The sequence below is a fragment of the Marinobacter shengliensis genome, assembly GCF_003007715.1.
Lineage (GTDB): Bacteria > Pseudomonadota > Gammaproteobacteria > Pseudomonadales > Oleiphilaceae > Marinobacter > Marinobacter shengliensis.
The window spans coordinates 1-26,027 of record NZ_PXNO01000007.1 but is presented as its reverse complement, the minus strand read 5'-3'; the positions used below and the strand labels follow the sequence as shown (position 1 = coordinate 26,027).

The following is a 26,027-nucleotide window of genomic DNA, read 5'->3' as shown; positions in this document are numbered from 1 at the left end:
CCTATCGGATTTTCAGACTGGCGAGGCCAATCAGTACCAAAACCACAGTGACCACCCAGAAACGCACAATAACGCGCGGTTCGGGCCAGCCTTTCAATTCAAAATGGTGATGCAACGGCGCCATGCGGAAGATGCGACGCCCGGTCAGCCGGAACGAAGCCACTTGCAGGATCACCGAGATGGTTTCCATCACAAACACGCCGCCCATGATGAACAGCACGATCTCCTGGCGGACAATCACGGCCACCACGCCCAGGGCAGCGCCCAGTGCAAGTGCACCTACATCCCCCATGAACACCTGAGCCGGATAGGTGTTGAACCACAAGAAACCAAGCCCCGCCCCGACCAGCGCACAGCAGAACACGATCAGCTCACCGGCACCCGGCAGGTGTGGAATCAGCAGATAGTTGGCGAACTGGGCATGACCAGACACATAGGCAAAGATCGCCAGCGCACTCGCCACCATCACCGTCGGCATGATGGCCAGGCCATCCAGACCGTCGGTCAGGTTCACGGCGTTGCTGCTACCAACGATCACAAAGTAGGTCAGAAGAATGAACATCACCGGCCCCAGGGTCAGTGATACGTTTTTCAGGAATGGCAGATACAGCGAGGTCTCTTGGGGCAGCGATGCCGTCATGTAAAGCACAATAGCTGCGGCAGCACCGATGACCGATTGCCAGAAATACTTCCAGCGCCCAGGCAGGCCACGGGGATTACGCTCAACCACTTTACGGTAATCATCAACCCAGCCAATCGCACCAAACAGCAGCGTGACAGACAGCACCACCCAGACGTAGCGGTTGCTCAGATCCGCCCACAACAGGGTGGAAATCGCAATCGCCACCAGAATCAGCGCACCGCCCATGGTCGGTGTTCCGGCTTTGCTGAGATGGGTCTGCGGACCATCATCACGCACCGCCTGGCCAATCTGGTACTGGCTTAGCTTGCGAATCATCACCGGCCCGATCAGCAGCGATATCAACAGCGCTGTGAGCACGCCCAGAATGGCGCGCAGGGTCAGGTACTGAAACACCGTCAGTGCGGAAAAGTATTGCGATAGAATCTCTGTCAGCCAGAGCAGCATGTGTTTTTCACCTTTGTCTGAATCCCCTCCACCACGCGATCCATGGCGGAACTGCGAGAACCTTTCACCAGAACTGTTATAGCGCCCTGCCGGCCATCCACGATGGCCGGCACAGCCTGCTCATGACTCTGGAAAATTTCAGTGCCGGCACCAAAACCGGCCTCGTATGCCTCTGCACCCGGGCCTACCGCCAACAGGCGCTCAATGCCTTTGGCCTGGGCATGGACACCCACCTGCCGGTGCAACTCGGCAGCCTCCGCACCCAGCTCCGCCATGGCACCCAATACCGCCACCCGAGTACCGGGGTAACCCGCCAGCACATTCAGGGCAGCGATCATGGACGCCGGGTTGGCGTTGTAGCTGTCATCAATCACGGTCAAATCGGCTGCGGGGTTCAGTACCTGCAATCGCCCTTTCACCGCCTGCACCCCTGCCAGGCCGTCCACGATCTGTTGATCCGTGGCTCCCAGCGCCCGGCAAGCCGCCAGCGCCAGCAGACCATTGGTTATGTTGTGTTCGCCGGCCAGCGGTATACGAACCTTGCAATGCCAGCCTTCCGGACCGGTTACTTCGGTTTCAAACCCCTCTGACATCGGGGTGCTGGCGACCGCCTGATAGTCAGCATCTGAAACCCCGAGCCGGGAAACGCTCAGCACCCGGCGCCGGCCCGCCCGCTCGCGCCACTGGTCAAAAGCGGGGTCGTCGCGATTCAGCACAACCACCCCATCGGCGGGCACACCATCAATAATTTCACCCTTGGCCAGTACAATGTTCTGATAGCTGCCGAAGCCTTCCAGATGTGCCTGGCCGGCGTTGGTCAGGATTGCCACTTCTGGGCGAACCACCGCCACCGTGTGGGCAATTTCTCCCAGGCCACTGGCACCCAACTCAATGGCACCAAACCGGTGCTCTGGCGCCAGGCGGAACAGGGTCAGCGGCACCCCGATGTGATTATTCAGGTTGCCCTCCGTGGTCAGAGTCGGCCCCATGCCCGCAAGAATCGCCGACGTCATTTCCCGGACCGTGGTTTTGCCACTGCTGCCGGTCACCGCCAACAAGCGAGCGCTGCTTTCATCGCGATTTCCGGCCGCGAGCCGCGCCAGCGCATCCACCGTATCGGCGACCACCAACTGTGGGATCGCCAGGGAGCTGTCGGCGGTATCCACAACCGCCGCAACCGCTCCCTGCTCCATCGCTTGCCGGACAAATCCGTGACCGTCAAACCGCTCGCCTCGCAGTGCCACAAACAGCTGCCCTGGCACCACAGACCGGGTGTCGGTGGAAACGCCGTCAAACCGAACCGCATCAAGCGCAGAAACGGATCCGGCAACGGTTGCCTGCAACCAGTCGCGGGCCTCCGCCAGCGAAAAGGCGCGCATCATGCCACACCCCCATTCAGCTTCAATAGGTGGCGAACCTGCTCTGCATCACTGAACGGAAGCTTCTGCCCGGCAATCTCCTGCCAGGCTTCATGTCCCTTCCCGGCGATCAGCACCAGATCTTCCGGCCCGGCCATGGTCACCGCTGCCGCTATCGCCTCAGCGCGGTCATGGATAACCTTGAAACACCCTTCCTTTGAAAAACCCTGCTCAATATCACGGACAATCCGCGCCGGGTGTTCAGATCGAGGGTTGTCATCGGTGACGATGATCACATCTGCCTGTTTCTCCGCCTCGCGGGCCATTTCCGGACGCTTTCCGGGGTCCCGGTCACCACCACAACCGAACACGCAGATCAACCGGCCGGTGACGTGGGAGCGCAGGGCCGCCAAGGCATTGGCGAGGGCGTCCGGCGTGTGCGCGTAGTCCACAACCACGTTCCGGCCGTCGGCACCGGTGAACCGCTCCAGCCGCCCCGGTGGCGGGGTCAGGCCTGCCGTTGCGGCGACTGCCCTGTCAACAGGCACCCCCAGCGTCAGGACCGTAGCCAGTGCCGCCAGTACATTGCTGGCGTTGAAGCTACCCAATAACGGCACCTGCAGGTCGAATTCGCCCCACTGGCCATCAACACGAGCCCGGAAGCCAGTCGCCACCGGCGCGAAATCTTTCAGCCACAACTCGGTCTGCGCCTCATGCAGGCTGTAACGAACCCGGTCACATTGCCCATTGAGCTGTTCAAATAACTGCCGCCCAAAAGGATCGTCAAAGTTGATTACCGCAAAGTTCAGCTCTTCCCTGCGAAACAATCGGGCTTTGGCCTCGCCGTAGGCTTCCATGGAGCCGTGGTAGTCCAGGTGGTCCCGTGTAAGATTGGTAAACACCGCTCCGGTCATGGTCAGCTTGTCAATCCGCCCCTGATCCAAGGCATGGGATGACACCTCCATCACCGCTGCACGACCACCGTCGTTTCGAATTCGGTTAAGTACCCGGTTGACCTGGACCACGTCCGGCGTGGTGTGGGTTGCCGGCTGAAGGTTACCCGGCATGCCATATCCCAGAGTGCCCAGCACACCACAAGGGGTGCCGGTTTCCTTTAAAAGTTGTGCGATGTACTGGGTGACCGATGTTTTCCCGTTGGTCCCGGTCACGCCAATCAGCCGCAAATGCCGGGAGGGATGCTCGAAAAATCGATCTGCAATCCGCCCCAACTGGGCCCGAAGCCCCACCACGGGCACCACCAACGCGCCATGGCGTTCGTGGCATTCCCTCGATTCCGAAGCTTCCAGAAGTATCGCAGTGGCACCCGCCGATATCGCCTGGTCAACGTATTGCTCCGATGACGTTCGAGTCCCGGCCAGTGCGATAAACGCATCCCCCGACGCCACCGTTCGGCTGTCGGTCTTCAGCCCATGAATCGTGACATCAAACACCGATGGCACGTCGACAATACCCTGTAACAAGTTGCTGATAGATGTGATGCACATGGTGTTACCCTCTCTCTCCGGGAGCCTGACGGGGCGCTTTGGCCCCGCTGACTTCCAGTTCTGGCTTCACATTCAGCAGTCGCAGTGCGTCCCCCATCACCCGGGCGAATACCGGGGCCGCCACTTCGCCACCGTAGTACTCTCCGGATTGAGGCGCATCCACGGCCACAACCGTCACGATACGCGGATCATCAATCGGCGCCATGCCCGCAAATATCGCTTTGTACTGGCTCTTTTCATAACCCCGGGCGCCCACGAGATGAACCGTGCCGGTCTTGCCTCCGGCGGCATAGAGACCCGGCTGGCCGCGACCACCCGTTCCCCGCGCCACGGCCTCTTTCAGCATACCGCGCACGGCAAACGCCACGTCTTCACTCAGTACCCGCTGCCCCTGGGGCGGAGCATCCTGCTTCATCAGGCTTAAGGGGTAACGGATGCCACCATTAGCAATCACCATATAGGCCTGGGCTAACTGCAAGGCGTTCACGCTCATGCCGTAACCGTAGGACAGCGTGGATTCTTCAACCGGGCGCCACCTTGGCGGTGCCGGTAAAACACCAACGGCTTCCCCTGGGAAGCCGATACCGGTTGCCTGCCCCAACCCCATCCTGGCGAACAGATTCCTCAACACATCGCCCCCAAGCTCCGTGGCAATCTGGCTGACCCCCACGTTACTGGATTTGACGATCATTTCTGTCAGGTCCATGGTTCCGTAATTTCGCGCATCCCGGATGGTAAAACGACCAAATCGGCGAAAGCCGGGTGAGGTGTCTATGGTGCTGTTAACCTGGTACTTGCCGGATTCCAGTGCCGCCGCGATGGTAATCGGCTTGATGGTGGAGCCTGGCTCAAACAAGTCGGTGATTGCTTTGTTGCGCAGATTATCCGCGGATAACTGGGCCCGGTCATTGGGGTTGTATGAACCCTGGTTAACCATTGCCAAAACTTCACCGGTATCCACGTCCAGCATGACCAGCGTGCCGCCCCGGGCGTTATGGGCAGTTACCACTGCCTTGAGTTCTCGGTAGGCCAGGTACTGAAGCCTCAGGTCCAGGCTGAGCTCAAGATCCCGGCCGGGGCGGGCATCCCGGATCAGCATCAGGTCTTTGATGACACGCCCACGATTGTCCTTGAGTACCCGCTTGCGCCCGGGCTCGCCGGTTAGCCACTGGTTATAGGCCAGTTCAATCCCTTCCTGCCCCAGTTCGTCGATATTGGTGAAACCGACCACATGCGCAGTCACCTCTCCGGCAGGGTAGTACCGACGGTATTCTTGCCGGGCATAGATGCCACCGATCCCAAGATCCAGCGCTTCACGCGCCAGGCTGGGCTGAACTTTCCGGCGCAGATAGATGAATTCACGACCCGCAAACGTACGCAAACGCTCCCGCAGCGAACCTTCGGTCATACCCAACAGGCGAGCCAGACCCGCCAACCGGGGATCATCAGGATCAGTTTCAGAGGGGTTTGCCCACAGTGTCTGAACCGGGGTGCTGACCGCCAATGGCTCACCATGGCGATCGCTAACCACACCACGATGAGCGTCAATCGATTCAACCCGGATAGTCCGGACATCGCCCTGTTGGCGCAGAAACTCCTTATCCACCACATGCAGATCGACCAGACGCCAGCCAATACCCAGCATCACCAGCAGAAAAACGCCCAGCACCGAGCCGAAGCGCCAGGCCTTCAACCCCGCGGACAAACGCTGCTGCCAGTTTGCTGCCTGCTTTCCCTGACCGGACAAATCGATCACCCTGATGTGTTTGTTATGATCGTTATTTCGCCGCAACCGGAGACATCAGCGGCACAAGAACTATGTCCTGTCGCCCCGGCACCACCATATTGAAACGTTCTGCCGCCAGGTGTTCTACGCGCCCATGAGCACTCAGCGCACTCTGCTCAAGCAAGAGCTGACTCCATTCCCGCTGATAAGCATCACGTTGCTGCTGCAACCCGGACAACGTATTGAATAACTCCCGGTTTTCGTGGGCACTGACAACAACACCGATGGAAGACAGTGTTAACACCGCCACCAACGCCAGAGTCACCACCACCCGGGTCTCCCGCGTGGTGTCGAAAACCTGCCGGGACAGGCGCACGGCGGTTGCCACGCCGTCACGAACCCGCTGCTTGCTGAGCTTGGTGGTTTTGGTTGGTTGTTCGATGGCTACCGCGCCCATAACGTCGCGCTCCCCTGCGAATTCGATTAGTTGGTTCGTCTTTCCAGTACCCGCATGACTGCACTACGGGCACGGACGTTTTCGGTAATTTCCTGCTCATTGGCCTTGCTGGCCTTACCTACCAGGCAAAACTCGGAGCGCTCCTGGTCAGCGGTCACTGGCACACCCTTTGGTATCTTCGGGCCACGGGCCAAATCCCGCATGAAGCGCTTTACCAGGCGATCTTCAAGCGAGTGAAAGCTGATCACCACCAGGCGACCGCCTGGCGCCAGGCGCTCGACCGCAGCAGCCAAACCGACTTCCAGGTCTTCCAGCTCCCGATTGATAAAGATTCGGATAGCCTGAAACGTTCTGGTGGCCGGGTGTTTGTGCTTTTCTTTCTTGGGCACCGCCTCAGCCACCAACTCCGCCAGCTGGCGGGTTGTTTCAATGGCCTCTTCCTGCCGGCGGGCAACTACCAGACGCGCGATACGGCGAGAGAAACGTTCTTCGCCGTAGCGCCAGATCACATCTGCGATGTCGCGCTCGTCTGCGGTTGCCAGCCATTGAGCAGCGCTTTGCCCCTCCTGAGGGTTCATCCTCATGTCCAGCGGGCCATTGCGCATAAACGAAAAACCGCGCGCAGCATCGTCCAGCTGTGGCGACGACACCCCGAGATCCATCAGCACACCCTGCACCGTCGGCCACTGCTGACTGTCCAGAGCCTGACTCAACTCAGAAAAGGAGCCGTGATACCAGGAAAACCGGCTATCTTGTGCTGCCAGATCTTTAGCAACCTGAATGGCTTCCGGGTCTTTATCGATACCCATCAAGCTGCCCTGAGCGTCCAACTGGCCCAGAATCAGACGACTGTGACCGCCCCGACCGAAGGTGGCGTCCACATAACGACCAGCTGGATCATTGATCAGATAATCGACAGCCTCATCCAGTAGCACCGAGCGATGCCGGAATGGCTGATCTGACGCCTGCTCTGTTTCGGTCATAGCGACAGCGCCTCCATTTCCGGCGGCATATCGTCATCGCCAGAAGATTCATCCAGCCAGGCAAACCAGCGCTCCTCGCTCCAGAGCTCCAGCTTCTTGCCCTGACCAATCAGCATCAACTTTTTCTCCAGGTGCGCGTAGCTTCTCAGCGTCGGCGGCACCAGGATGCGGCCAGCGGAATCCAGCTCCATGGGCGCCGCATTACCGAGAATCAGCCGCTGTAAACGCCGGGCGGCTTTATTCATGTTCGGCAGCGCTTCAATTTTGGGCCTGAGGGTTTCCCACTCCGGCTCTGGATACAGCAAAAGACAGCGCTCTTCATCGGCATTGGCGGTCAGAACAATACGGCCACCACAAAGCTGCGCGAGTTCCTCGCGCACCTTTGTCGGGATCGCCAGGCGACCCTTCGCGTCCATATTGATGGCATGACTGCCAAGAAAGTTGCTCATTTATGCCGTATCCAAGGCTGCTATTTCCACAAAAAACCACTTGAAACCACTTTTTCCCACTTCCGCACACTATAGAAACACGCAAAAGACAATGCAAGCGCCGCATTCGGCACCACACAGGCGAAAGTTCCTTTAATGACAAGAGGTTACAAAGGGGAAACTTAGAAAATCGTTAAAAAGACGTAAAGAAAAGGAGAAAAAACAAGCACCTGCAGAAAACTCTAAAGAGCCTTTCTGAGGTTTAAGATTTTTTGGCTATAAAGGCCGAATTGTGAGAAGGATGGGCATTACATCAAAAGAGAAAATGGCGAGCTCGCCGATAAGCCGGGTTCTGTCTTGGACAGTCATTCATCTAGGGCCTGCGTCACCGCAGGCCTCAAGCAACCTACCCGAATCCAGCGCGGGCCACGCCATTGGATTCCTATTTGGTCTTGCTCCAGGTGGGGTTTACCATCGCCGTGGACTGTTGCCAGCCACGCGGTGCGCTCTTACCGCACCATTTCACCCTTACCGGCGCCCGAAGGCGCTTAGGCGGTATACTTTCTGTTGCACTTTCCGTCGGCTCGCGCCGCCCAGGCGTTACCTGGCACCTTGCCCTGCGGAGCCCGGACTTTCCTCCCCCGATCGAAACCGGCGGCGACTGCCTAGCGAGCTCGGTGCCGACAATACCCCCGCATCCGCCGCCATGCAAGGCCTTAATGATCTTTCAGCTCCAACGCGCGCTGGTAGAGCTCATTTTTACCCAGACCACTGACTTCCGCCGCAATCCGGGCCGCCTTCTTCACCGGCAACTCCTTGATCAACAACTCCAGCAGTTTATCGGTGTCCAGAACGGAGGCTTCTCCAGCGGGTGTCGGCGCCGCGCCACGGACCATCACCACAAACTCGCCCCTGGCTCCATGAGGATCACTCTCAAGCTGTTCAAGCACCTCATCCGCGCGACCACTGTAGAAGGTCTCAAAGGTCTTGGTCAGCTCTCGCCCCAACACACACTCCCGATCCGCCCCCAATACCTCAGCCAGGTCTTTCATAAATTCGATAATGCGATGTGGCGACTCATAGAACACCAAAGTCGCTGGCTCCCGCGCCAATTCCGTCAACGCAGCCTGCCGGCCCGAGCGCTTGGCTGGCAAAAAGCCTGCGAACAGAAACCGGTCGGTCGGCAACCCCGCCACAGACAAGGCGGCAACCAGCGCACACGGGCCAGGCACCGGCGACACCCGGTAACCCGCCGCGCGAACCTCGCGAACCAGCAAGTAACCCGGGTCCGAGATCAGCGGTGTGCCAGCATCAGATACCAACGCTACCTGCCGCCCCGCCGCCAGCGCATCCAGAATACCTGCTACCCGAGCACGCTCATTGTGGTCATGCAGCGCCAACATTTGTTTGCTCAACCCAAGATGCTGGAGCAACCGTCCGGAGTGACGGGTATCCTCCGCAGCCACCAGGTCCACTTTTGCCAAGGTCTGACGCGCCCTGTCAGAGAGATCGTCCAGATTACCAATTGGCGTTGCAACCACATACAGAACACCATCCATCTCTTTCCGGACATTTTCCGAACCGGACATACACATACTCCCACCGATAGAAGACAGGAGCTGCGTCACTCCCGTGCAACCCGGCACCCATGACAGGCATGTCATGTGAAATGGGCCGGGAGCTGGTAAACTTGCCACCAATAAAGCGGCACCACAAGCCTAATGATCCGGAGACTCCGAGCCTGCCATGACTAAATACCGCAGCCATCGAACACTTTTTGCCCTGATCACCCTGGTCATCCTTCTGACTGCGGGTTGCGCCACCGTCAACCTGGACAGCCAGGTTGCAGACACACCAGAGCGTGCACTCGAACTTGCTGCTAGCGAACGAAACCCCGTAACAGCACAGCGTTACCTGCTGCGGATGGCCAGCAACTTCCAGGATCAGGGCAACCACAGGGCGGCGCGCCAGATTCTCCGCAACCAGCAGCTGGACATGATCGACAGCCAGCTAACCGGCCAGAAATTACTTCTGTCCATGGCCAGCGCCGTCGAACTGCAAGATAGCGACTGGGCGAATGAACTGGTCGGCAATCTGTCGCCAGACCACTTCCTCGGCTACCCGTCAGACATCATGGCAAAAGCCGCGCAACTACAGGCTGAGACATTCGCCCTCAATGATGATCAGCTGTCCGCCGCGCTTACGCTGATGCTGCTCAGCCAGACTGACACCCAAAGCGACCCACAGGACACCCACGACCAGATCTGGCAATACCTCAGGACAATCCCCGGGCAAGCGCTGAATGAAGCTTCAGAAACAGCCATCGGCTTCGAAGAACAGGGCTGGCTGGAGCTGGCCACCACCTTGCGCGCCCGCGATGTCGGCCTTGACGAACAGGGGCGTCTGATCAGGGCCTGGCAGAATAACTGGCCAGGGCACCCCGCGGCACAGATCCTGCCCACAGACCTTCGCCTGCTGTCGGAACTGGCCACCAGCCGGCCGGAACGCATCGTACTGGCACTTCCCCTGCAGGGCTCTCTGGCAAGTGCCGGGCGCGCAATCCGGGACGGCTTCCTCGCTGCCTATTTCAGTGATGACAGCGCGGACCGCAGCAAAACCGATATCCGCATCGTCGACACCTCCAGCAAACCTTTTACGGCGCTGTATGAAGAACTGGCTGGCCAGAACATTGACCTGATTGTTGGCCCCCTCGAGAAAGACGCACTTGCAGGCCTGAGTTCGAGAAACACACTTGCCGTTCCAGTGCTCGGGCTGAATTACCTGCCGGCGGACAGCCGTGTGCCCGACGGGCTTTACCAGTTCGGCCTATCAGCCGAAGATGAAGCCCGGCAGATTGCCGACCAGCTGGCAGCGCAGTCGCTCCGCCAGATCCTGGTGCTCATTCCCCGGGGCGAATGGGGTGATCGCGTGGAACAGGCATTGCTGCAACGCATGGCTACCCACAACGGTTCCGTGCTCGACATTGAACGGTTCTTCCCGGAGGACAACTTCCGGTCAGTTACCGCCGACCTGCTCGGGGTCACCACATCCCGGCAGCGGGCTATCCAGGTGGAAAGAACCATTGGCCAGAACGTAGAGTTCGAACCCCGTCGCCGACAGGATGCCGAGGCCATTGTACTGGTTGCGCAACCCAACGTGGCACGCCAGTTCAATCCGCTGTTTGCGTTTTACTTCTCTGGCGACCTGCCGGTATATGCGCCGTCCATTGTCTACGAGGGCACCCCCGACCCGGGGCGCGATCGCGACCTGAACCGGGTGATGTTTACCGACATCCCCTGGGTACTGGCCGAGGACAACCCACTGCGCACCCAGTCCGAGCAGAATCTCAGCGGCGCGCGCGGCCAACTGGGCCGGCTGTTTGCCATGGGGGCCGACGCCTGGCAGTTGAGCAAACGGCTGCCGCTGCTGCGGCAGGTGGAAGGCGCCGCCATTGATGGTCAAACCGGCACCCTCACCATGACCCCGGACGGCGCCATCCATCGCCATCAACTTTGGGCACAGTTCCAGAATGGGCGCCCGGTACTTGCTCCGGAGCTAAGCCAGGATCCTGCACGGGAAGCCACCGAAAAAACTGAGCGAGGCGAAAGCCAGCGCCTGTAGAGGACATAAGCCATGGAAGGCAAACGCGCCATTGGGAGTCATTACGAAGGGGTGGCCGCCCGCTATCTGGCGAAAAACGGCATTGCCATTCTGGAACAGAACGTCTACAACCGTGGCGGAGAACTTGACCTGATTGGCCGGGACGGAGAGACACTTGTATTCTTCGAGGTTCGCTATCGCGGCGATGGCAGCCTGGTAGACCCAGCCAGCTCCATAACGTATGGCAAGCAGCGACGACTGCTCCGGGCTGCCTCTTATTACCTGCACCGGCATGGCTTGTGGAACATCGCCTCGAGAATTGACGTCGTCGCGATCATGCCGGGTACGGTGCGCAAATACCGGGTACAATGGATCAAAAACGCAATCCAGGCAGAATAACCGAACCAATGACCGACACCGCACAAAAGATTAACCAGTGGTTTGCCAACCACATGGAACAGACTGCCCAGGCCGCCAGCACCGCTGGGCCGGATATCGAGGACGTGGCAGATGCCTTTGTGAATACCCTGCTGCAGGACGGCAAACTGATCGCCTGCGCCAATGGCAACGCCAATATCCTGGCCCAGTATTTCTGCACGGCACTGCTGAATCGCTTTGAGCAGGACCGGCCGGCACTGCCCGCCATCAACCTCGGTGCGGATGCCACTACCTATTCGGCCATATGCAGGGATAACCGGTTCAACGACACCTTCTCCCGACAGGTTCGTGCCATCGGCAAACCCGGTGACCTTCTGTTTGTCATTGTCGATGACGGCCACAAGGCCAACCTCATCCAGGCGATCCAGGCCGCCCACGACCGGGAGATGCAGGTGGTCGTTCTGAGTGCCCGGGAAAAGTCAGACATCACCTCGCTAATGCACCCAGAAGACCATGAAATTGCACTGAATGATCTGGCACCCCATGAAGCCACCCCGTTGATGCTGCTGATCATCAACACCCTGTGCGACCTGGTTGACCACAAACTGTTTGGCGGATAACGAAAAAGCCGGCTTTCGCCGGCTTTTTTACTTCACCACTTTCAGGGTTGGTCGCCCACTCGGGCGCTCATCGGATCGCCTGTCAGCCGGCGCATCTCCATCCGCTCCGCCATCAGGGTCCGGTGAACCCGGCTCACTGCCGAACACCATCCCCTCACCATTTTCCTTGGCGTAGATAGCCATCACGGCCTGCAACGGGATAAACACCTGCATGGGCACCCCGCCAAAGCGGGCACTGAACTCAAGCGCGCCATTGCCGATCACCAGCCCCCGCACGGCGCCGGGACTGATATTCAAAACAATCTGACCGTTGGCGACGTGCTCTGTCGGCACCTGAACGCCCTGTACACCCGCATCGACGACGATGTAGGGAGTACAGTCGTTATCCAGAATCCACTCGTTCAGGGATCGCACCAGGTATGGACGGCTAGACGTCATAGTGACACTCATATCAGGCACTGCAACCACTCCTGCCCCGCCATGCGGGCTTGCCGATCAGCTTCGGATGTCTTCTTCCAGGTCTGAAAGGCTTGCCTTGAAACCTTCCCGGGCAAAGATGCTGTCCATGTATTTCTGAATAGGCTTGGCCTGCTTGTCACTCAGATCAATGCCCAGCGCCGGCAGGCGCCAGAGAATTGGCGCGATGCAGCAATCCACGATAGTGAACTCTTCTGACAGGAAGAACGGCATTTCCGCAAACAGAGGCGCTGTTGCCAGCAGACTCTCTTTCAGCTCTTTACGAGCCGCATCTGCCGCTTTGCCCGTCGGCTGCGCCAGAACCTGATCAACCAGGCCGCACCAGTCTTTCTGAATACGGTGAATCATCAGACGACTGTTGGCCCGCGCGACCGGGTATACCGGCAACAATGGCGGGTGCGGGAAACGTTCGTCCAGGTACTCCATCATGATGTTGGGCTCGTACAGAACGAGATCCCGGTCCACCAGAGTAGGCAGGGCGTTATACGGATTCAGATCCGCCAATTCTCCAGGCGGGTTGTCCGGATCCACGTCTACGATATCAACGGTTACACCCTTTTCAGCCAAAACAATGCGAACACGGTGGCTGTAATGACTGGCCGGATCCGAGAAAAACGTCATTGATGACCGCTTGGTCACAACGCCCATATAGCTACCTCACGATTCTAAAAATCGAAACAATCCACAAACGCAAAATTCCAGCGGACCTTACCGACCCGCTGGAATTCAGGATACGGGATTATACCCTAAATCTTAGTGCACGTCTTTCCAGTACTCGCGGTTAAGCAGGTACGCAAAGATGAAGAAGATCGCCACAAAGATCAGCACGAAAATCCCCAGACGCTCACGTTCGACCTTCACCGGATCACCCATGTAGGACATGAAGTTGGTCAAGTCCCACATGGCACGGTCGAAGTCTGCTGCTGACATGCTGCCTTCAATTGCATACTCCGGGCACACATCGGCATTGTTGATGTTGCCACTGAGCGGCTCAACCGAAGCGCCAACGCCAATACGCGGCTCCACAGCACACAGACCCTGCATTTCTACCATCACATGCGGCATACCAACGTTGTCGAACACCACGTTGTTTACACCCAGCGGACGGGAATCGTCCTTGTAGAAACCACGAAGGTATGAGTAAACCCAGGACTCACCACGCACACGGGTAACCAGAGTCAGGTCAGGTGGCGGAGCACCGAACCAGCCTGCGGCCATGTCCTTACCCATGGAGATCTGCATCAGTTCGCCGATCTTGGCGCCGGTGAAGATCAGGTTCTCCTCGTACAGCTCGGCCGGAATCTCCAGGTCGTCAGACACCCGCTTGTAACGAGCGTACTCCATGGAGTGGCAGCCCATGCAATAGTTAGTGAACAGAGCCACGCCCCGCTGCAAGGATTCCTTGTTGGTGTGATCCGGCTTCATGGTATCCAGAGGACCTGAGGGGCCGGCCGCCAGCCCGAGGGCCGGCAGGATCGCGATGAAAAGACCAAAAATCAGCTTTCTCATTATCCTGTCACCCTCTCTGGTACTGGCTTGGTTTTTTCCATGCGCGTGTAGAACGGCATGAGAATGAAGTACAGGAAGTACAGCACCGTCAGAATCTGGGCCGCAATGGTCCGCCCCTCAGTGGCCGGAACAATGCCCAGGTAACCCAGAATGATGAAGCTGACCACGAAGATGGCGAGAGCCACCTTGCTCATCCAACCCTTGTAGCGGATGGACCGCACCGGGCTCTTGTCGAGCCATGGCAGCACGAACAGGATGGCAATTGCCGCCCCCATCACAACCACGCCCCAGAACTTGGCATCCAGACCGAACAGGTCGACGGTCACCGCCCGCAACATGGCGTAGAACGGAGTGAAATACCACACCGGCGCAATGTGCTCTGGCGTCTTCAGGCTGTTAGCCGGCTCGAAGTTCGGCTTCTCCAGGAACAGGCCACCCATTTCAGGGAAGTAGAACACGACGATGAAGAAGATGAAGAAGAACACCGCCACACCCAGCAGGTCATGCACGGTGTAGTAAGGGTGGAACGGAATACCGTCTTTCGGGATACCGTTCTCGTCCTTATTCTTCTTGATATCGATACCGTCAGGGTTGTTGGAACCCACTTCGTGCAGAGCAAGAATGTGCAGTACCACCAGACCCAGCAGCACGATCGGCAATGCAACCACATGCAGGGCAAAGAAACGGTTCAGGGTAATACCGGAAATCAGGTAGTCGCCACGAATCCACAGAGACAGGTCTTCACCAATCACCGGGATGGCACCAAACAGGTTAACGATAACCTGGGCGCCCCAGTAGGACATCTGGCCCCATGGCAGCAGGTAGCCCATGAAAGCTTCGGCCATCAGCACCAGATAGATCAACATGCCGAAGATCCAGATCAGTTCACGGGGCTTCTGGTAAGAGCCGTACATCAGGCCACGGAACATATGCAGGTAGACCACCACGAAGAACGCAGAGGCACCGGTAGAGTGCAGGTAACGCAACAGCCAACCCCACTCCACATCGCGCATGATGTATTCCACAGAGGCAAAGGCGCCTTCTGCAGACGGGTTGTAGCTCATGGTCAGCCAGATACCGGTAACCAGCTGGTTCACCAGCACCAGCATGGCAAGCGAACCGAAGAAATACCACATGTTGAAGTTCTTCGGCGCGTAATACTTACCTACATGCTTGTTCCAAGCATCGACAATTGGCAGACGCTCGTCTACCCAGTTAATAAGCTTCTGCATTACGCTGCCTCCGGATCAAGACCAATGGTCATGGTCGCATCGTCATCAAACCGATACGGCGGAACCTCAAGGTTCAGCGGAGCCGGCTGATTGGAGAACACACGACCGGACAAGTCGAATCGGGAGCCATGGCACGGACAGAACAAGCCGCCCAACCACTCGCTACCCAGATCGGCAGGCGCCACTTCGGGGCGGTAGCTCGGCACACAGCCCAGGTGGGTACAGATACCCACAAGAACAATGAACTCCGGCTTGAGAGAACGCTGAGCACCGGAAATATAGGCCGGCTGCTGACTCGCCGTTTCAGATTCAGGGTCTTTCATTCTCGGAGACAGCTTTTCGATGTTCTCAATCATCTCCTCGGTACGCCGGATAATCCACACCGGCTTACCCCGCCACTCGACGGTAATCTGTTGACCCGGCTCGATTTTGTCGACACTTACGGTTACCGGAGCACCGGCCGCTTCCGCTTTCGCACTGGGATTCCAGGACGCCACGAAAGGAACCGCTGCACCGACGACGCCGACACCACCCACCACGGACGTTGCGCCGATCAGAAACCGGCGTCGACCTTGGTTCACGTCGCCATTACTCATTATGGTTTTCTCCCATCAGGCGAGGCACAGACGCGGAAAACCGGCACTGCGCTTCGAAAAGGACTTCACAACCCAAAAATATAAGCGCTGAAATGGTAATGAAATTACCCCTCGCTTACAAGCCGGAAAGGCTCACCCAAGAGCCTATCCCTGCGTCAGATCAAAATTCTGGCCACCAGAAAGACACAAAAAAACCCGACCATAGGATCGGGTTTTTCCATCGACAGTGGTGCCGATTAACGCTTGGAGTACTGAGGACGCTTACGCGCCTTGCGCAGACCAACCTTCTTACGCTCAACCTTACGGGCGTCACGGGTAACATAACCCGCCTTACGCAGCGCAGGGCGCAGAGTTTCGTCGTATTCCATCAGCGCACGAGTCAGACCGTGGCGAATGGCGCCGGCCTGGCCACTGATACCGCCACCTTTTACAGTGATGGTGATGTCGAATCGATCAGCTGACTCAGCAACAACCAGCGGCTGACGAACGATCATGCGAAGAGTTTCACGACCGAAGAAATCTTCGATGGTGCGACCGTTAATGGAGATGTTACCGCTACCCGGCTTGATAAAGACGCGAGCCGTGGATGATTTGCGGCGACCAGTACCGTAATTTTGTGCTACAGACATATTCGCCTTCCGTTAGATGTCGAGTTCTTTGGGCTGCTGGGCGGCATGAGCATGCTCAGCGCCTGCGTACACTTTCAGCTTCTTGAACATGGCGCGGCCGAGCGGGCCCTTCGGAAGCATGCCTTTTACAGCCTTCTGAATGATTTGCTCGGGAGCCTTGTCAACCAGCTTCTCGAAGTTGATGGATTTGATTCCACCCGGAAAGCCGGTATGGCTGTAATACATTTTTGCTGATGCCTTTTTGCCGGTAACCTTCACCTGGCTGGCATTGATAACAATGATGTAGTCGCCAGTGTCCACGTGAGGGGTATACTCAGGCTTATGCTTGCCCCGCAGACGAAGGGCGATTTCGGTTGACAGACGACCCAGCGTCTTGCCGGCTGCGTCTACAACGTACCAGTCACGTTTTACTGTTTCTGGTTTCGCACTCAGAGTCTTCATTGATTCCGCCTTGAACGCTATATAAGAAACGTTAAAAACCACCACCGGTAAATGCAAGGCATCCGGAGGAGGTTCATACCTGTATGTTGACGTCGCCACCATTCGGGGCTGAGATAGTGACGTCGCCTTGAAAAGCCAGGGCGCGAAGTATACTCGAAGCCGCAAGGAAAGCCAACCCTGCCTCAAGGTGTTTCGTCAATCCCCTATTCTCCCCTGAACTCAGCGCCAACCATATAACCGTTGGACGTTGTCGTACAGGGTTTCTGCGACTGCCTCAACCGGCCCGCCCCGAAGCTCCGCCAACGCTTGCACAACGTTCAGCAGGTACACCGGGGAATTCTGCCCCTTGGCCACACCGGCTGGCGACATATCCGGCGCGTCGGTCTCAAGCACCAGCGCCTCCAGGGGCAACCGTGCAATGGCATCGCGGGTTTTATGGGCCCGGTCGTGGGTAATCACACCCCCCACACCGATAAAGCAGCCCAGATCTACCAGTTTCCTGGCTTGCTGGTAGCTGCCGGAAAACCCGTGAATCAGGGCCCTGCCGGACCAGCCGGACGATCGCAGCAGGCCATGCACCTGATCATGGCTGCGCACCGAATGGATGACCAGAGGCAAGGTTAGCCCGGCCGCAATGTCGATCTGCGCCTGGAACCACGGCAATTGTGCAGCGAGATCGCCATGAAGGGCATCAAGGCCACACTCACCAAGCCCTACGCAGCCCTCGGGCCGGGCCGAAAGCCGAGTTTCCAGAACCACCAGATCCTGCTCGCTGTGCTCGTCGACGAACCAAGGATGAATGCCAAGACAATACCAGAGCCCGCGTGCCGGGGACGCCAGCGCCTCAACCCGATCCCAATCCACCCTGCGCACCCCCGGAACCACCAGCGCCTCCACACCCCGAGCCCTGGCCGTATCCAGAACCTGATCGCGAACCCCGTCAAATTCGGGGAAATCGAAATGACAATGGGCATCGACCAGCTGCATGGAATCCTCCGGTGGCTGGTTAGTGTTCCCGGGTTTTATGGAACTGGATGTCAGGATAACGCTCCTGAGCCAGATTCAGGTTCACCATCGTCGGGGCGATATAGGCCAGGCGGTCACTGCCATCAAGCGCCAGGTTGTCCTGGTTCTTGCGCTGGAATTCATCCAGCTTGCGCTCATCACTGCAACTCACCCAACGCGCTGTAGCGACGTTGATCGGCTCGTAAACAGCCTCGACTTTGTATTCACTCTTGAGACGACTCACCACCACGTCGAACTGCAGCACACCAACTGCACCCACGATCAGGTCGTTGTTCTTCATCGGCCGGAACACCTGTACAGCCCCCTCTTCGGAGAGCTGAATCAGCCCTTTCTGCAGCTGCTTGGCCTTGAGAGGATCCTTGAGCCGGATACGACGGAACAGCTCCGGTGCGAAGTTGGGAATGCCGGTAAACTTCATGTCGTCGCCTGCGGTGAAGGTATCACCCAACTGGATGGTGCCGTGGTTATGCAGGCCGATGATATCCCCGGCATAAGCTTCTTCGGCATGCTCACGATCACCCGCCATGAACGTCAGTGCATCGGAGAACCTCACCTCTTTACCAATCCGCACATGGCGCGCCTTCATACCCTGATTGTAGCGACCTGACACGATACGCAGGAACGCGACCCGGTCACGATGCTGTGGGTCCATGTTTGCCTGGATCTTGAATACAAAACCGGAAAAAGTATCTTCCGCCGGCTCAACCTTGCGCACATCCGTTTCGCGCCCCTGGGGCGCAGGCGCCCAGTCAACCAGGCCATCCAGCATATGGTCCACACCGAAATTACCGAGTGCGGTACCAAAGAACACCGGGGTTAGTTGCCCGGCAAGGAATGCCTCATGATCAAACTCATGAGACGCACCCTTAACCAATTCAATTTCGTCACGCAGGTCAGCGGCATAGCCGCCAATCGCTTCATCGAGCTCGGGGTTATTCAGGCCTTTGACAACCCGCTTTTCCTGAATGGTGTGGCCCTGGCCAGTCTGATAGAGGATCACTTCATCCCGATACAAGTGGTAGACACCCTTGAAACTCTTGCCCATGCCAATCGGCCAGGTGATGGGGGCGCAGGCAATTTTTAGAACATCTTCCACTTCATCCATTAACTCGATCGGGTCCCGGGTGTCGCGATCCAGTTTGTTCATGAAGGTGATGATTGGCGTATCACGCAGGCGGGTCACTTCCATCAGCTTGATGGTGCGTTCCTCAACGCCCTTGGCGCTGTCGATAACCATCAGGCACGAATCAACCGCCGTCAGGGTCCGATAGGTATCCTCAGAGAAGTCTTCGTGACCTGGGGTATCCAACAGGTTGACCAGCTTGCCACCATAAGGAAACTGCATCACTGAGGTGGTGACCGAGATACCCCGCTCTTTTTCCATCTCCATCCAGTCGGACTTTGCGTGCTGGCCGGACTTCTTGCCCTTGACCGTTCCGGCTTTCTGAAGCGCCTGACCGAAGAGCAGCACTTTCTCGGTAATGGTGGTTTTACCGGCATCCGGGTGCGAGATAATCGCAAAGGTGCGGCGCTTGGCCACTTCCTGGGATAGGTTAGACATAAACAACGGAAACCTGATTGGGTTGGGTGAAAAACGGACTATTATACGGGGTAGCGTGGGGTCAGGTGAACCGATAGACCATTACGCGGGCATCTTCTCGTCCAGTGGCATCCGGGTAGTAGCCGGGCCTGCGGCCGATTTCCTCAAATCCCTCGCTGGCATACAACGCAGCCGCCGCTTCGTTGCTTTGCCGGACTTCCAGAATCATCTGTACCATTCCGTCCCGGATAGATTCAGCCACGGCGTAGCGCAACAAGTAACGGCCAGCTCCGTGACCCCGCAGGGCAGGATGCACGCAGACATTCAGCAGGTGAGCCTCATCAACCATATAGTTGACTACGGCATAACCTACCAACTCATCGCCTTGCATCAGCGCCCACAGTCGATATTGCGGCTTAAAACAGTCCTGGAATACAGACACCGGCCAGGGGTGAGAATACCCCAGGCGCTCCAGTTCCATCACTCGGGGGAGATCGGATTCCACGAGGCTGCGGACCGTCAGGTCCTGATTCTGAACCTGGCGAAGGATTTGTGTCGACATTAATCCTTCGTGCCCAGGGAGCGAATCTTTTGCCATAACTCTCGTTTCAATACCGGGTTACTTGCCAGGCCAGCAAGGGAGGCGTCAAACACCACTTCCGGGCCGCGACCCATAACGTCGGAAAGGATATTGGGTACCGCACCGGCCCCGGCTCCCAGACCAAGCGCTATGACAGACTTGCCAGTGGCAGGGACCAGCGCTTGCCGCAGTAAGCCCGTCAGATCTGCATCACTGTTGAGCGACACCCTCAGATTATTGAACAGTGGCCAGCGAATGACGTCTGACATGTCCAGGGTCTGCTCACCGAGACTGCGAAGAATGTTGCGAGCCAGTGCGTCCTGCATGCTGAAACTGGCTTCCTCGGAGAGATTGGCAAGCAAAAGAACTCTATCTCCCACCCAGAACTGCAGACACAGCCGAGCGATATCTTTGATCGAAGCAACCCGTGGGCTGACCTCGGGCTGATTTTCACCCAACAGTTCTGCGGCCGAGTCTGGCTCGACGGAATCCACAACTTGCGACTCAGCCTCGGCCAGCGGCGCTGCTTTATCTGGTTTACCAGCGCCGGTCTCCATCAGATTTTTGAGTTGCGCCAGACGGTCTTTATTGCCGGGATCAACGGCAGGGCGATTGGGCACGGTACGCTTGGTTGCCGGCGCATCAACAACGACCGGGGCTGGCTCGACTTCGGCAACGCCGAAATCATACTCCGGGCTTGCCGCCGCGCCAGGCAGCGGTGCGCGGGCATACCACAGATGAATGCCTGCGGCCCCGAGATAGAACTGCCTTTCCGCTTCTGTTCGGATCACGTCATGCCTCTGACCGGAGACAAGTGCCACACAGCGTCATTATCAGACATCGGCCACCTGAGGGTGCTGACGAATACCACCTCTGGCAATCAGGTTCAACGCCTCGATATAGGCCTTTGCTGATGCGATGATGATATCAGTATCAGAGCCAACGCCATTGACAATACGCCCGCCACGCTCAAGGCGCACGGTCACTTCGCCCTGGGCATCGGTGCCACTGGTTATATTATTCACGGAATACAGCTGGAGATTACAGCCTGAATCAACCAGCGACTCAATCGCCTTGAATGTTGCATCCACCGGACCACTGCCCTCGGCCTCAACCGTGTGTTCCTTGCCATCCATGGTCAGGGTCAGATGAGCCTTGGGTACAACACCGGTTTCCGAGCAGACCTGCATGCAGACGAGACCATAACGCCCCTCCTCGTCTTTCTGACGCGTGTCGCTGGCTATGGCCTGGAGATCTTCATCAAAAATCTCGTGCTTCAGATCAGCCAGGGCCTTGAAACGGGTAAACGCTTCATTCAGCTCGGACTCGGTATCGAACTGAATGCCCAGTTCCAGTAACCGGGTACGGAAGGCGTTACGACCGGAATGCTTACCCAGAACCAGGCTATTGGTATGCCAGCCCACGTCTTGCGCGCGCATAATCTCATAGGTTTCCCGGTGCTTCAGAACGCCATCCTGATGGATTCCGGATTCATGGGCAAAGGCATTGGCTCCGACAATCGCTTTGTTGGGCTGAACCGGAAAACCGGTAATGGTCGACACAAGCCGGGACGCCGGCACGATGTGCTGGGTATCGATTCGTGTATCAATATTGAAGAGATCCTGGCGGGTACGCACCGCCATCACGATTTCTTCCAGAGAAGCATTACCGGCACGTTCACCCAGACCGTTAATGGTGCACTCCACCTGGCGGGCACCACTGGTAACCGCAGCAAGAGAGTTAGCCACAGCCAGCCCCAGATCATTATGACAATGGACGGAAAAAATGGCTTTGTCAGCGTTGGGGATACGGTTCAATAGCTGTCGAATTGTTTCAGCGAACTGCTCGGGGATTGCATAACCGACAGTGTCTGGAATATTAATGGTTCGGGCGCCGGCATCAATCGCCGCTTCGATAATTCGGCACAGGAAATCCAGCTCGGAACGACCGGCGTCTTCACAGGAAAACTCCACGTCGTCGGTATGGCTACGAGCACGCTTTACCGCCCGAACCGCCTGCTCCACCACCTGGTCTGGCTCCATCTGCAGCTTATGCTTCATATGGATCGGTGAGGTGGCAATAAAGGTATGGATACGGCCGCTGTCCGCTGGGCGGATGGCCTCCGCCGCACGATCAATATCTTTATCCAGGGCACGAGCAAGACTACATACCGTGGAATCCTTGATGGTTTCTGCGATGGCCTTGACCGCTTCGAAGTCGCCCTGACTGGCAATTGCAAAGCCGGCCTCTATCACATCCACGCGCAATTTCTCGAGCACCTTGGCAATACGCAGCTTCTCGTTCTTGTTCATGGTGGCGCCAGGGCTCTGTTCGCCATCACGGAGAGTAGTGTCAAAAATGACCAGGTGATCAGTTGCGGCCATTGGAAGGCTCCCATCAAAACTTGGTTTGGGTTTGGATAATGGTAGGGAGTATATCACTTCTCCCGAAGCACAAATAAAAAAGCCCCAGCATCAAGGATGCTGGGGCTTTTGGTATTAAGAGCCTGACGATGACCTACTCTCACATGGGCGAACCACACTACCATCGGCGCTGGTCTGTTTCACTTCTGAGTTCGGGATGGGATCAGGTGGTTCCAGACCGCTATGGTCGTCAGGCAAAACGGATGATCACTGGGAAGGACGAGATGGAACGTGATGTTGATTTCTGTGGAGCCTGGCGTTTGCCCTGCTCTGCGTTATCCGCAATTGTCTTGGGTGTTATATAGTCAAGCCGCACGAGCAATTAGTACTGGTTAGCTCAACGCCTCACAGCGCTTACACACCCAGCCTATCAACGTCCTGGTCTTGAACGGCTCTTCAGGAGGCTCAAGGCCTCAGGGAGATCTCATCTTGGAAGGGGCTTCCCGCTTAGATGCTTTCAGCGGTTATCCTGTCCGAACATAGCTACCGGGCAATGCGTCTGGCGACACAACCCGAACACCAGCGGTTCGTCCACTCCGGTCCTCTCGTACTAGGAGCAGCTTTCCTCAAATCTCCAACGTCCACGGCAGATAGGGACCGAACTGTCTCACGACGTTCTAAACCCAGCTCGCGTACCACTTTAAATGGCGAACAGCCATACCCTTGGGACCGGCTTCAGCCCCAGGATGTGATGAGCCGACATCGAGGTGCCAAACACCGCCGTCGATGTGAACTCTTGGGCGGTATCAGCCTGTTATCCCCGGAGTACCTTTTATCCGTTGAGCGATGGCCCTTCCATACAGAACCACCGGATCACTATGACCTACTTTCGTACCTGCTCGACGTGTCTGTCTCGCAGTCAAGCGGGCTTGTGCCATTACACTAACCGTACGATGTCCGACCGTACTTAGCCCACCTTTGTGCTCCTCCGTTACGCTTTGGGAGGAGACCGCCCCAGTCAAACTACCCACCACACAGTGTCCTCAACCCCGATAAGGGGTCAGAGTTAGAACCTCAAACATGCCAGGCTGGTATTTCAAGGTTGGCTCCACCGGAACTGGCGTCCCGGGTTCAAAGCCTCCCAGCTATCCTACACAAGCATGCTCAAAGTTCACTGTGAAGCTATAGTAAAGGTTCACGGGGTCTTTCCGTCTAGCCGCGGATACACCGCATCTTCACGGCGATTTCAATTTCACTGAGTCTCGGGTAGAGACAGCGCCCCCATCGTTACGCCATTCGTGCAGGTCGGAACTTACCCGACAAGGAATTTCGCTACCTTAGGACCGTTATAGTTACGGCCGCCGTTTACCGGGGCTTCGATCAAGAGCTTCGCACGAGTGCTAACCCCATCAATTAACCTTCCGGCACCGGGCAGGCGTCACACCCTATACGTCCACTTACGTGTTTGCAGAGTGCTGTGTTTTTAATAAACAGTCGCAGGGGCCTGGTATCTTCGACCGGCTTCCGCTCCACCCGCAGGGGCTTCACGTACACACCGGCGTGCCTTCTCCCGAAGTTACGGCACCATTTTGCCTAGTTCCTTTACCCGAGTTCTCTCAAGCGCCTTGGTATTCTCTACCTGACCACCTGTGTCGGTTTGGGGTACGGTCTCGAATAGCCTGAAGCTTAGAAGATTTTCCTGGAAGCAGGGCATCAATGACTTCGCGCCCTTGGGCACTCGTCGTCGCGTCTCAGGATTGTGGACCCGGATTTGCCTAAGTCCACTCCCTACTCGCTTAAACCGGGACAACCGTCGCCCGGCTCACCTAGCCTTCTCCGTCTCTCCATCGCAGCTATCCAAGGTACGGGAATATTAACCCGTTTCCCATCGACTACACCTTTCGGTCTCGCCTTAGGGGCCGACTCACCCTGCGCCGATTAGCGTTGCGCAGGAACCCTTGGTCTTCCGGCGTGCGGGTTTTTCACCCGCATTGTCGTTACTCATGTCAGCATTCGCACTTCTGATACCTCCAGCATGCTTCTCAACACACCTTCGCAGGCTTACAGAACGCTCCCCTACCCCGCATACAAAGTATGCAGCCGCAGCTTCGGTGACCAGTTTGAGCCCCGTTACATCTTCCGCGCAGGCCGACTCGACTAGTGAGCTATTACGCTTTCTTTAAAGGATGGCTGCTTCTAAGCCAACCTCCTAGCTGTCTGAGCCTTCCCACATCGTTTCCCACTTAACTGGTACTTTGGGACCTTAGCTGGCGGTCTGGGTTGTTTCCCTCTTCACGACGGACGTTAGCACCCGCCGTGTGTCTCCCGGATAGTACTCACAGGTATTCGGAGTTTGCATCGGGTTGGTAAGTCGAGATGACCCCCTAGCCGAAACAGTGCTCTACCCCCTGTGGTATTCGTCCGAGGCGCTACCTAAATAGCTTTCGGGGAGAACCAGCTATCTCCGGGCTTGATTAGCCTTTCACTCCGATCCACAAGTCATCCCCTGGCTTTTCAACGACAGTGGGTTCGGTCCTCCAGTGCCTGTTACGGCACCTTCAACCTGCTCATGGATAGATCGCCCGGTTTCGGGTCTATGCCCAGCGACTAATTCGCCCTATTCAGACTCGGTTTCCCTACGGCTCCCCTAAACGGTTAACCTCGCCACTGAACATAAGTCGCTGACCCATTATACAAAAGGTACGCCGTCACAGAACAAGTCTGCTCCGACTGCTTGTACGCATACGGTTTCAGGGTCTATTTCACTCCCCTCACAGGGGTTCTTTTCGCCTTTCCCTCACGGTACTGGTTCACTATCGGTCAGTCAGGAGTATTTAGCCTTGGAGGATGGTCCCCCCATGTTCAGTCAACGTTTCTCGTGCGCCGACCTACTCGATTTCACTGGACTCAGGTTTCGGATACGGGGCTATCACCCACTATGGCGGCACTTTCCAGAGCCTTCTCCTACCAGTTGTCCAGCTTAAGGGCTGGTCCCCGTTCGCTCGCCGCTACTTAGGGAATCTCGGTTGATTTCTTTTCCTCGGGGTACTTAGATGTTTCAGTTCCCCCGGTTCGCCTCTTACACCTATGGATTCAGTGTAAGATACCTGGCCGAAACCAGGTGGGTTTCCCCATTCAGAGATGTCCGGATCACAGCTCGTTTGCCAGCTCCCCGAACCTTATCGCAGGCTTCCACGTCTTTCATCGCCTCTGACTGCCAAGGCATCCACCGTATGCGCTTAGTTGCTTGACTATATAACCCCAAGACAACTGATCACGATTCAGCATCCTTTACCAGGCAAGCCTGATACAGAACCCTGTTTCGAGACAGTCACTTGAAGCAATATAACAACCACTTCAACGACAACACCGGATAACGCTTGAAATCGCTATCACTTTGAACAGTTTCTCTCGGAGATAATGAGAGAAATCTATTCGTGTTCTATCTCGTCCAATTTGTTAAAGAGCAAATCTGACCCAGTGATCAGAAAG

Annotated in this window: 23 protein-coding genes, 2 rRNA genes and 1 other RNA gene; 3 read left to right on the top strand and 23 right to left on the bottom strand. The window is 57.0% G+C overall.

The window, feature by feature from the left end; translation table 11 throughout:
- Window position 1: 1 nt before the first annotated feature.
- From mraY to rsmI, 9 genes are all read right to left on the bottom strand, one after another.
- A complete protein-coding gene (gene mraY / locus C7H10_RS01335) occupies window positions 2-1,087 on the bottom strand; it encodes a phospho-N-acetylmuramoyl-pentapeptide-transferase (RefSeq protein WP_058091011.1) in 1,086 nt (361 codons plus the stop codon).
- A complete protein-coding gene (locus C7H10_RS01330) occupies window positions 1,072-2,469 on the bottom strand; it encodes a UDP-N-acetylmuramoyl-tripeptide--D-alanyl-D-alanine ligase (protein WP_106693369.1) in 1,398 nt (465 codons plus the stop codon). Before C7H10_RS01330 ends, mraY begins: the two co-directional genes overlap by 16 nt.
- Complete coding sequence (locus C7H10_RS01325; RefSeq protein ID WP_106693368.1) at window positions 2,466-3,950, bottom strand: UDP-N-acetylmuramoyl-L-alanyl-D-glutamate--2,6-diaminopimelate ligase; 1,485 nt, start codon at window positions 3,948-3,950, stop codon at window positions 2,466-2,468. Before C7H10_RS01325 ends, C7H10_RS01330 begins: the two co-directional genes overlap by 4 nt.
- 4 nt (window positions 3,951-3,954) lie before the next feature.
- Entirely contained in the window at window positions 3,955-5,697 is a 1,743-nt protein-coding gene (locus tag C7H10_RS01320; protein ID WP_061333043.1) for a peptidoglycan D,D-transpeptidase FtsI family protein, read from the bottom strand.
- A gap of 31 nt (window positions 5,698-5,728) precedes the next feature.
- On the bottom strand, window positions 5,729-6,133 hold the full coding sequence (gene ftsL, locus C7H10_RS01315) for a cell division protein FtsL (RefSeq protein WP_106693366.1): 405 nt from the start codon (window positions 6,131-6,133) through the stop codon (window positions 5,729-5,731).
- A 26-nt stretch (window positions 6,134-6,159) separates the two neighbouring features.
- The gene (rsmH, locus tag C7H10_RS01310; protein WP_106693365.1) at window positions 6,160-7,116 is read right to left on the bottom strand and encodes a 16S rRNA (cytosine(1402)-N(4))-methyltransferase RsmH; all 957 of its coding nucleotides are present in this window, start codon (window positions 7,114-7,116) and stop codon (window positions 6,160-6,162) included.
- A complete protein-coding gene (gene mraZ, locus C7H10_RS01305) occupies window positions 7,113-7,565 on the bottom strand; it encodes a division/cell wall cluster transcriptional repressor MraZ (RefSeq protein ID WP_061333007.1) in 453 nt (150 codons plus the stop codon). Before mraZ ends, rsmH begins: the two co-directional genes overlap by 4 nt.
- Before the next feature lie 304 nt (window positions 7,566-7,869).
- Window positions 7,870-8,221: RNase P RNA component class A (gene rnpB, locus C7H10_RS01300), an RNA gene on the bottom strand.
- A gap of 39 nt (window positions 8,222-8,260) precedes the next feature.
- On the bottom strand, window positions 8,261-9,139 hold the full coding sequence (gene rsmI, locus C7H10_RS01295; protein WP_061333006.1) for a 16S rRNA (cytidine(1402)-2'-O)-methyltransferase: 879 nt from the start codon (window positions 9,137-9,139) through the stop codon (window positions 8,261-8,263).
- Window positions 9,140-9,290: 151 nt separating this feature from the next.
- Here rsmI and C7H10_RS01290 point away from each other — a divergent pair, with 151 nt between their 5' ends.
- The 3 genes from C7H10_RS01290 to C7H10_RS01280 are packed head-to-tail and all read left to right on the top strand — an operon-like array spanning window position 9,291 to window position 12,142.
- Window positions 9,291-11,165: a penicillin-binding protein activator gene (locus C7H10_RS01290; protein ID WP_106693363.1), complete on the top strand. Its 1,875-nt coding sequence runs from the start codon at window positions 9,291-9,293 to the stop codon at window positions 11,163-11,165.
- Window positions 11,166-11,177: 12 nt separating this feature from the next.
- A complete protein-coding gene (locus tag C7H10_RS01285; RefSeq protein ID WP_106693362.1) occupies window positions 11,178-11,543 on the top strand; it encodes a YraN family protein in 366 nt (121 codons plus the stop codon).
- A gap of 8 nt (window positions 11,544-11,551) precedes the next feature.
- Complete coding sequence (locus tag C7H10_RS01280) at window positions 11,552-12,142, top strand: D-sedoheptulose-7-phosphate isomerase (RefSeq protein ID WP_058091019.1); 591 nt, start codon at window positions 11,552-11,554, stop codon at window positions 12,140-12,142.
- A gap of 27 nt (window positions 12,143-12,169) precedes the next feature.
- Here the strand turns inward: C7H10_RS01280 and C7H10_RS01275 are convergent, their stop codons facing one another.
- The 14 genes from C7H10_RS01275 to C7H10_RS01210 form a co-directional block, all read right to left on the bottom strand.
- Complete coding sequence (locus C7H10_RS01275; RefSeq protein WP_228263750.1) at window positions 12,170-12,580, bottom strand: ClpXP protease specificity-enhancing factor; 411 nt, start codon at window positions 12,578-12,580, stop codon at window positions 12,170-12,172.
- A gap of 57 nt (window positions 12,581-12,637) precedes the next feature.
- The gene (locus tag C7H10_RS01270) at window positions 12,638-13,267 is read right to left on the bottom strand and encodes a glutathione S-transferase N-terminal domain-containing protein (RefSeq protein ID WP_058092414.1); all 630 of its coding nucleotides are present in this window, start codon (window positions 13,265-13,267) and stop codon (window positions 12,638-12,640) included.
- A gap of 105 nt (window positions 13,268-13,372) precedes the next feature.
- On the bottom strand, window positions 13,373-14,128 hold the full coding sequence (locus tag C7H10_RS01265) for a cytochrome c1 (RefSeq protein ID WP_106693360.1): 756 nt from the start codon (window positions 14,126-14,128) through the stop codon (window positions 13,373-13,375).
- On the bottom strand, window positions 14,128-15,360 hold the full coding sequence (locus C7H10_RS01260) for a cytochrome b (RefSeq protein ID WP_106693359.1): 1,233 nt from the start codon (window positions 15,358-15,360) through the stop codon (window positions 14,128-14,130). The genes C7H10_RS01265 and C7H10_RS01260 overlap by 1 nt, the downstream gene beginning before the upstream one ends.
- Window positions 15,360-15,956, bottom strand: a complete 597-nt coding sequence (gene petA / locus C7H10_RS01255; RefSeq protein WP_106693358.1) for a ubiquinol-cytochrome c reductase iron-sulfur subunit — start codon at window positions 15,954-15,956, stop codon at window positions 15,360-15,362. Before petA ends, C7H10_RS01260 begins: the two co-directional genes overlap by 1 nt.
- A gap of 236 nt (window positions 15,957-16,192) precedes the next feature.
- Complete coding sequence (gene rpsI, locus C7H10_RS01250) at window positions 16,193-16,585, bottom strand: 30S ribosomal protein S9 (RefSeq protein WP_058092410.1); 393 nt, start codon at window positions 16,583-16,585, stop codon at window positions 16,193-16,195.
- Window positions 16,586-16,597: 12 nt separating this feature from the next.
- Window positions 16,598-17,026 (bottom strand): 50S ribosomal protein L13, encoded by a 429-nt coding sequence (gene rplM, locus C7H10_RS01245; protein WP_022988664.1) that lies wholly within the window; start codon window positions 17,024-17,026, stop codon window positions 16,598-16,600.
- Window positions 17,027-17,245: 219 nt separating this feature from the next.
- A complete protein-coding gene (locus C7H10_RS01240) occupies window positions 17,246-18,013 on the bottom strand; it encodes a TatD family hydrolase (protein ID WP_106693356.1) in 768 nt (255 codons plus the stop codon).
- A 19-nt stretch (window positions 18,014-18,032) separates the two neighbouring features.
- Window positions 18,033-19,613, bottom strand: a complete 1,581-nt coding sequence (prfC, locus tag C7H10_RS01235; RefSeq protein ID WP_106693354.1) for a peptide chain release factor 3 — start codon at window positions 19,611-19,613, stop codon at window positions 18,033-18,035.
- Between the two features lie 61 nt (window positions 19,614-19,674).
- Window positions 19,675-20,154: a ribosomal protein S18-alanine N-acetyltransferase gene (rimI, locus tag C7H10_RS01230; protein WP_058092407.1), complete on the bottom strand. Its 480-nt coding sequence runs from the start codon at window positions 20,152-20,154 to the stop codon at window positions 19,675-19,677.
- The gene (locus C7H10_RS01225; protein ID WP_146136786.1) at window positions 20,154-20,963 is read right to left on the bottom strand and encodes a hypothetical protein; all 810 of its coding nucleotides are present in this window, start codon (window positions 20,961-20,963) and stop codon (window positions 20,154-20,156) included. Before C7H10_RS01225 ends, rimI begins: the two co-directional genes overlap by 1 nt.
- Window positions 20,964-21,005: 42 nt before the next feature.
- Window positions 21,006-22,556, bottom strand: coding sequence for a 2-isopropylmalate synthase (locus C7H10_RS01220; protein WP_106693352.1), 1,551 nt, complete (start codon window positions 22,554-22,556; stop codon window positions 21,006-21,008).
- 120 nt (window positions 22,557-22,676) lie between these two features.
- Window positions 22,677-22,790, bottom strand: a 5S ribosomal RNA gene (rrf, locus tag C7H10_RS01215).
- 106 nt (window positions 22,791-22,896) lie between these two features.
- A 23S ribosomal RNA gene (locus C7H10_RS01210) occupies window positions 22,897-25,788 on the bottom strand.
- Between the last annotated feature and the right edge of the window lie 239 nt (window positions 25,789-26,027).

What these genes read in the sequence shown, in the direction of transcription:
- mraY (WP_058091011.1), bottom strand. Translation starts at nt 1,087, where the DNA reads ATGCTGCTCTGGCTGACAGAGATTCTATCGCAATACTTTTCCGCACTG.
- C7H10_RS01330 (WP_106693369.1), bottom strand. Translation starts at nt 2,469, where the DNA reads ATGATGCGCGCCTTTTCGCTGGCGGAGGCCCGCGACTGGTTGCAGGCA.
- C7H10_RS01325 (WP_106693368.1), bottom strand. Translation starts at nt 3,950, where the DNA reads ATGTGCATCACATCTATCAGCAACTTGTTACAGGGTATTGTCGACGTG.
- ftsL (WP_106693366.1), bottom strand. Translation starts at nt 6,133, where the DNA reads ATGGGCGCGGTAGCCATCGAACAACCAACCAAAACCACCAAGCTCAGC.
- rsmH (WP_106693365.1), bottom strand. Translation starts at nt 7,116, where the DNA reads ATGACCGAAACAGAGCAGGCGTCAGATCAGCCATTCCGGCATCGCTCG.
- mraZ (WP_061333007.1), bottom strand. Translation starts at nt 7,565, where the DNA reads ATGAGCAACTTTCTTGGCAGTCATGCCATCAATATGGACGCGAAGGGT.
- rsmI (WP_061333006.1), bottom strand. Translation starts at nt 9,139, where the DNA reads ATGTGTATGTCCGGTTCGGAAAATGTCCGGAAAGAGATGGATGGTGTT.
- C7H10_RS01290 (WP_106693363.1), top strand. Translation starts at nt 9,291, where the DNA reads ATGACTAAATACCGCAGCCATCGAACACTTTTTGCCCTGATCACCCTG.
- C7H10_RS01285 (WP_106693362.1), top strand. Translation starts at nt 11,178, where the DNA reads ATGGAAGGCAAACGCGCCATTGGGAGTCATTACGAAGGGGTGGCCGCC.
- C7H10_RS01280 (WP_058091019.1), top strand. Translation starts at nt 11,552, where the DNA reads ATGACCGACACCGCACAAAAGATTAACCAGTGGTTTGCCAACCACATG.
- C7H10_RS01275 (WP_228263750.1), bottom strand. Translation starts at nt 12,580, where the DNA reads ATGACGTCTAGCCGTCCATACCTGGTGCGATCCCTGAACGAGTGGATT.
- C7H10_RS01270 (WP_058092414.1), bottom strand. Translation starts at nt 13,267, where the DNA reads ATGGGCGTTGTGACCAAGCGGTCATCAATGACGTTTTTCTCGGATCCG.
- C7H10_RS01265 (WP_106693360.1), bottom strand. Translation starts at nt 14,128, where the DNA reads ATGAGAAAGCTGATTTTTGGTCTTTTCATCGCGATCCTGCCGGCCCTC.
- C7H10_RS01260 (WP_106693359.1), bottom strand. Translation starts at nt 15,360, where the DNA reads ATGCAGAAGCTTATTAACTGGGTAGACGAGCGTCTGCCAATTGTCGAT.
- petA (WP_106693358.1), bottom strand. Translation starts at nt 15,956, where the DNA reads ATGAGTAATGGCGACGTGAACCAAGGTCGACGCCGGTTTCTGATCGGC.
- rpsI (WP_058092410.1), bottom strand. Translation starts at nt 16,585, where the DNA reads ATGTCTGTAGCACAAAATTACGGTACTGGTCGCCGCAAATCATCCACG.
- rplM (WP_022988664.1), bottom strand. Translation starts at nt 17,026, where the DNA reads ATGAAGACTCTGAGTGCGAAACCAGAAACAGTAAAACGTGACTGGTAC.
- C7H10_RS01240 (WP_106693356.1), bottom strand. Translation starts at nt 18,013, where the DNA reads ATGCAGCTGGTCGATGCCCATTGTCATTTCGATTTCCCCGAATTTGAC.
- prfC (WP_106693354.1), bottom strand. Translation starts at nt 19,613, where the DNA reads ATGTCTAACCTATCCCAGGAAGTGGCCAAGCGCCGCACCTTTGCGATT.
- rimI (WP_058092407.1), bottom strand. Translation starts at nt 20,154, where the DNA reads ATGTCGACACAAATCCTTCGCCAGGTTCAGAATCAGGACCTGACGGTC.
- C7H10_RS01220 (WP_106693352.1), bottom strand. Translation starts at nt 22,556, where the DNA reads ATGGCCGCAACTGATCACCTGGTCATTTTTGACACTACTCTCCGTGAT.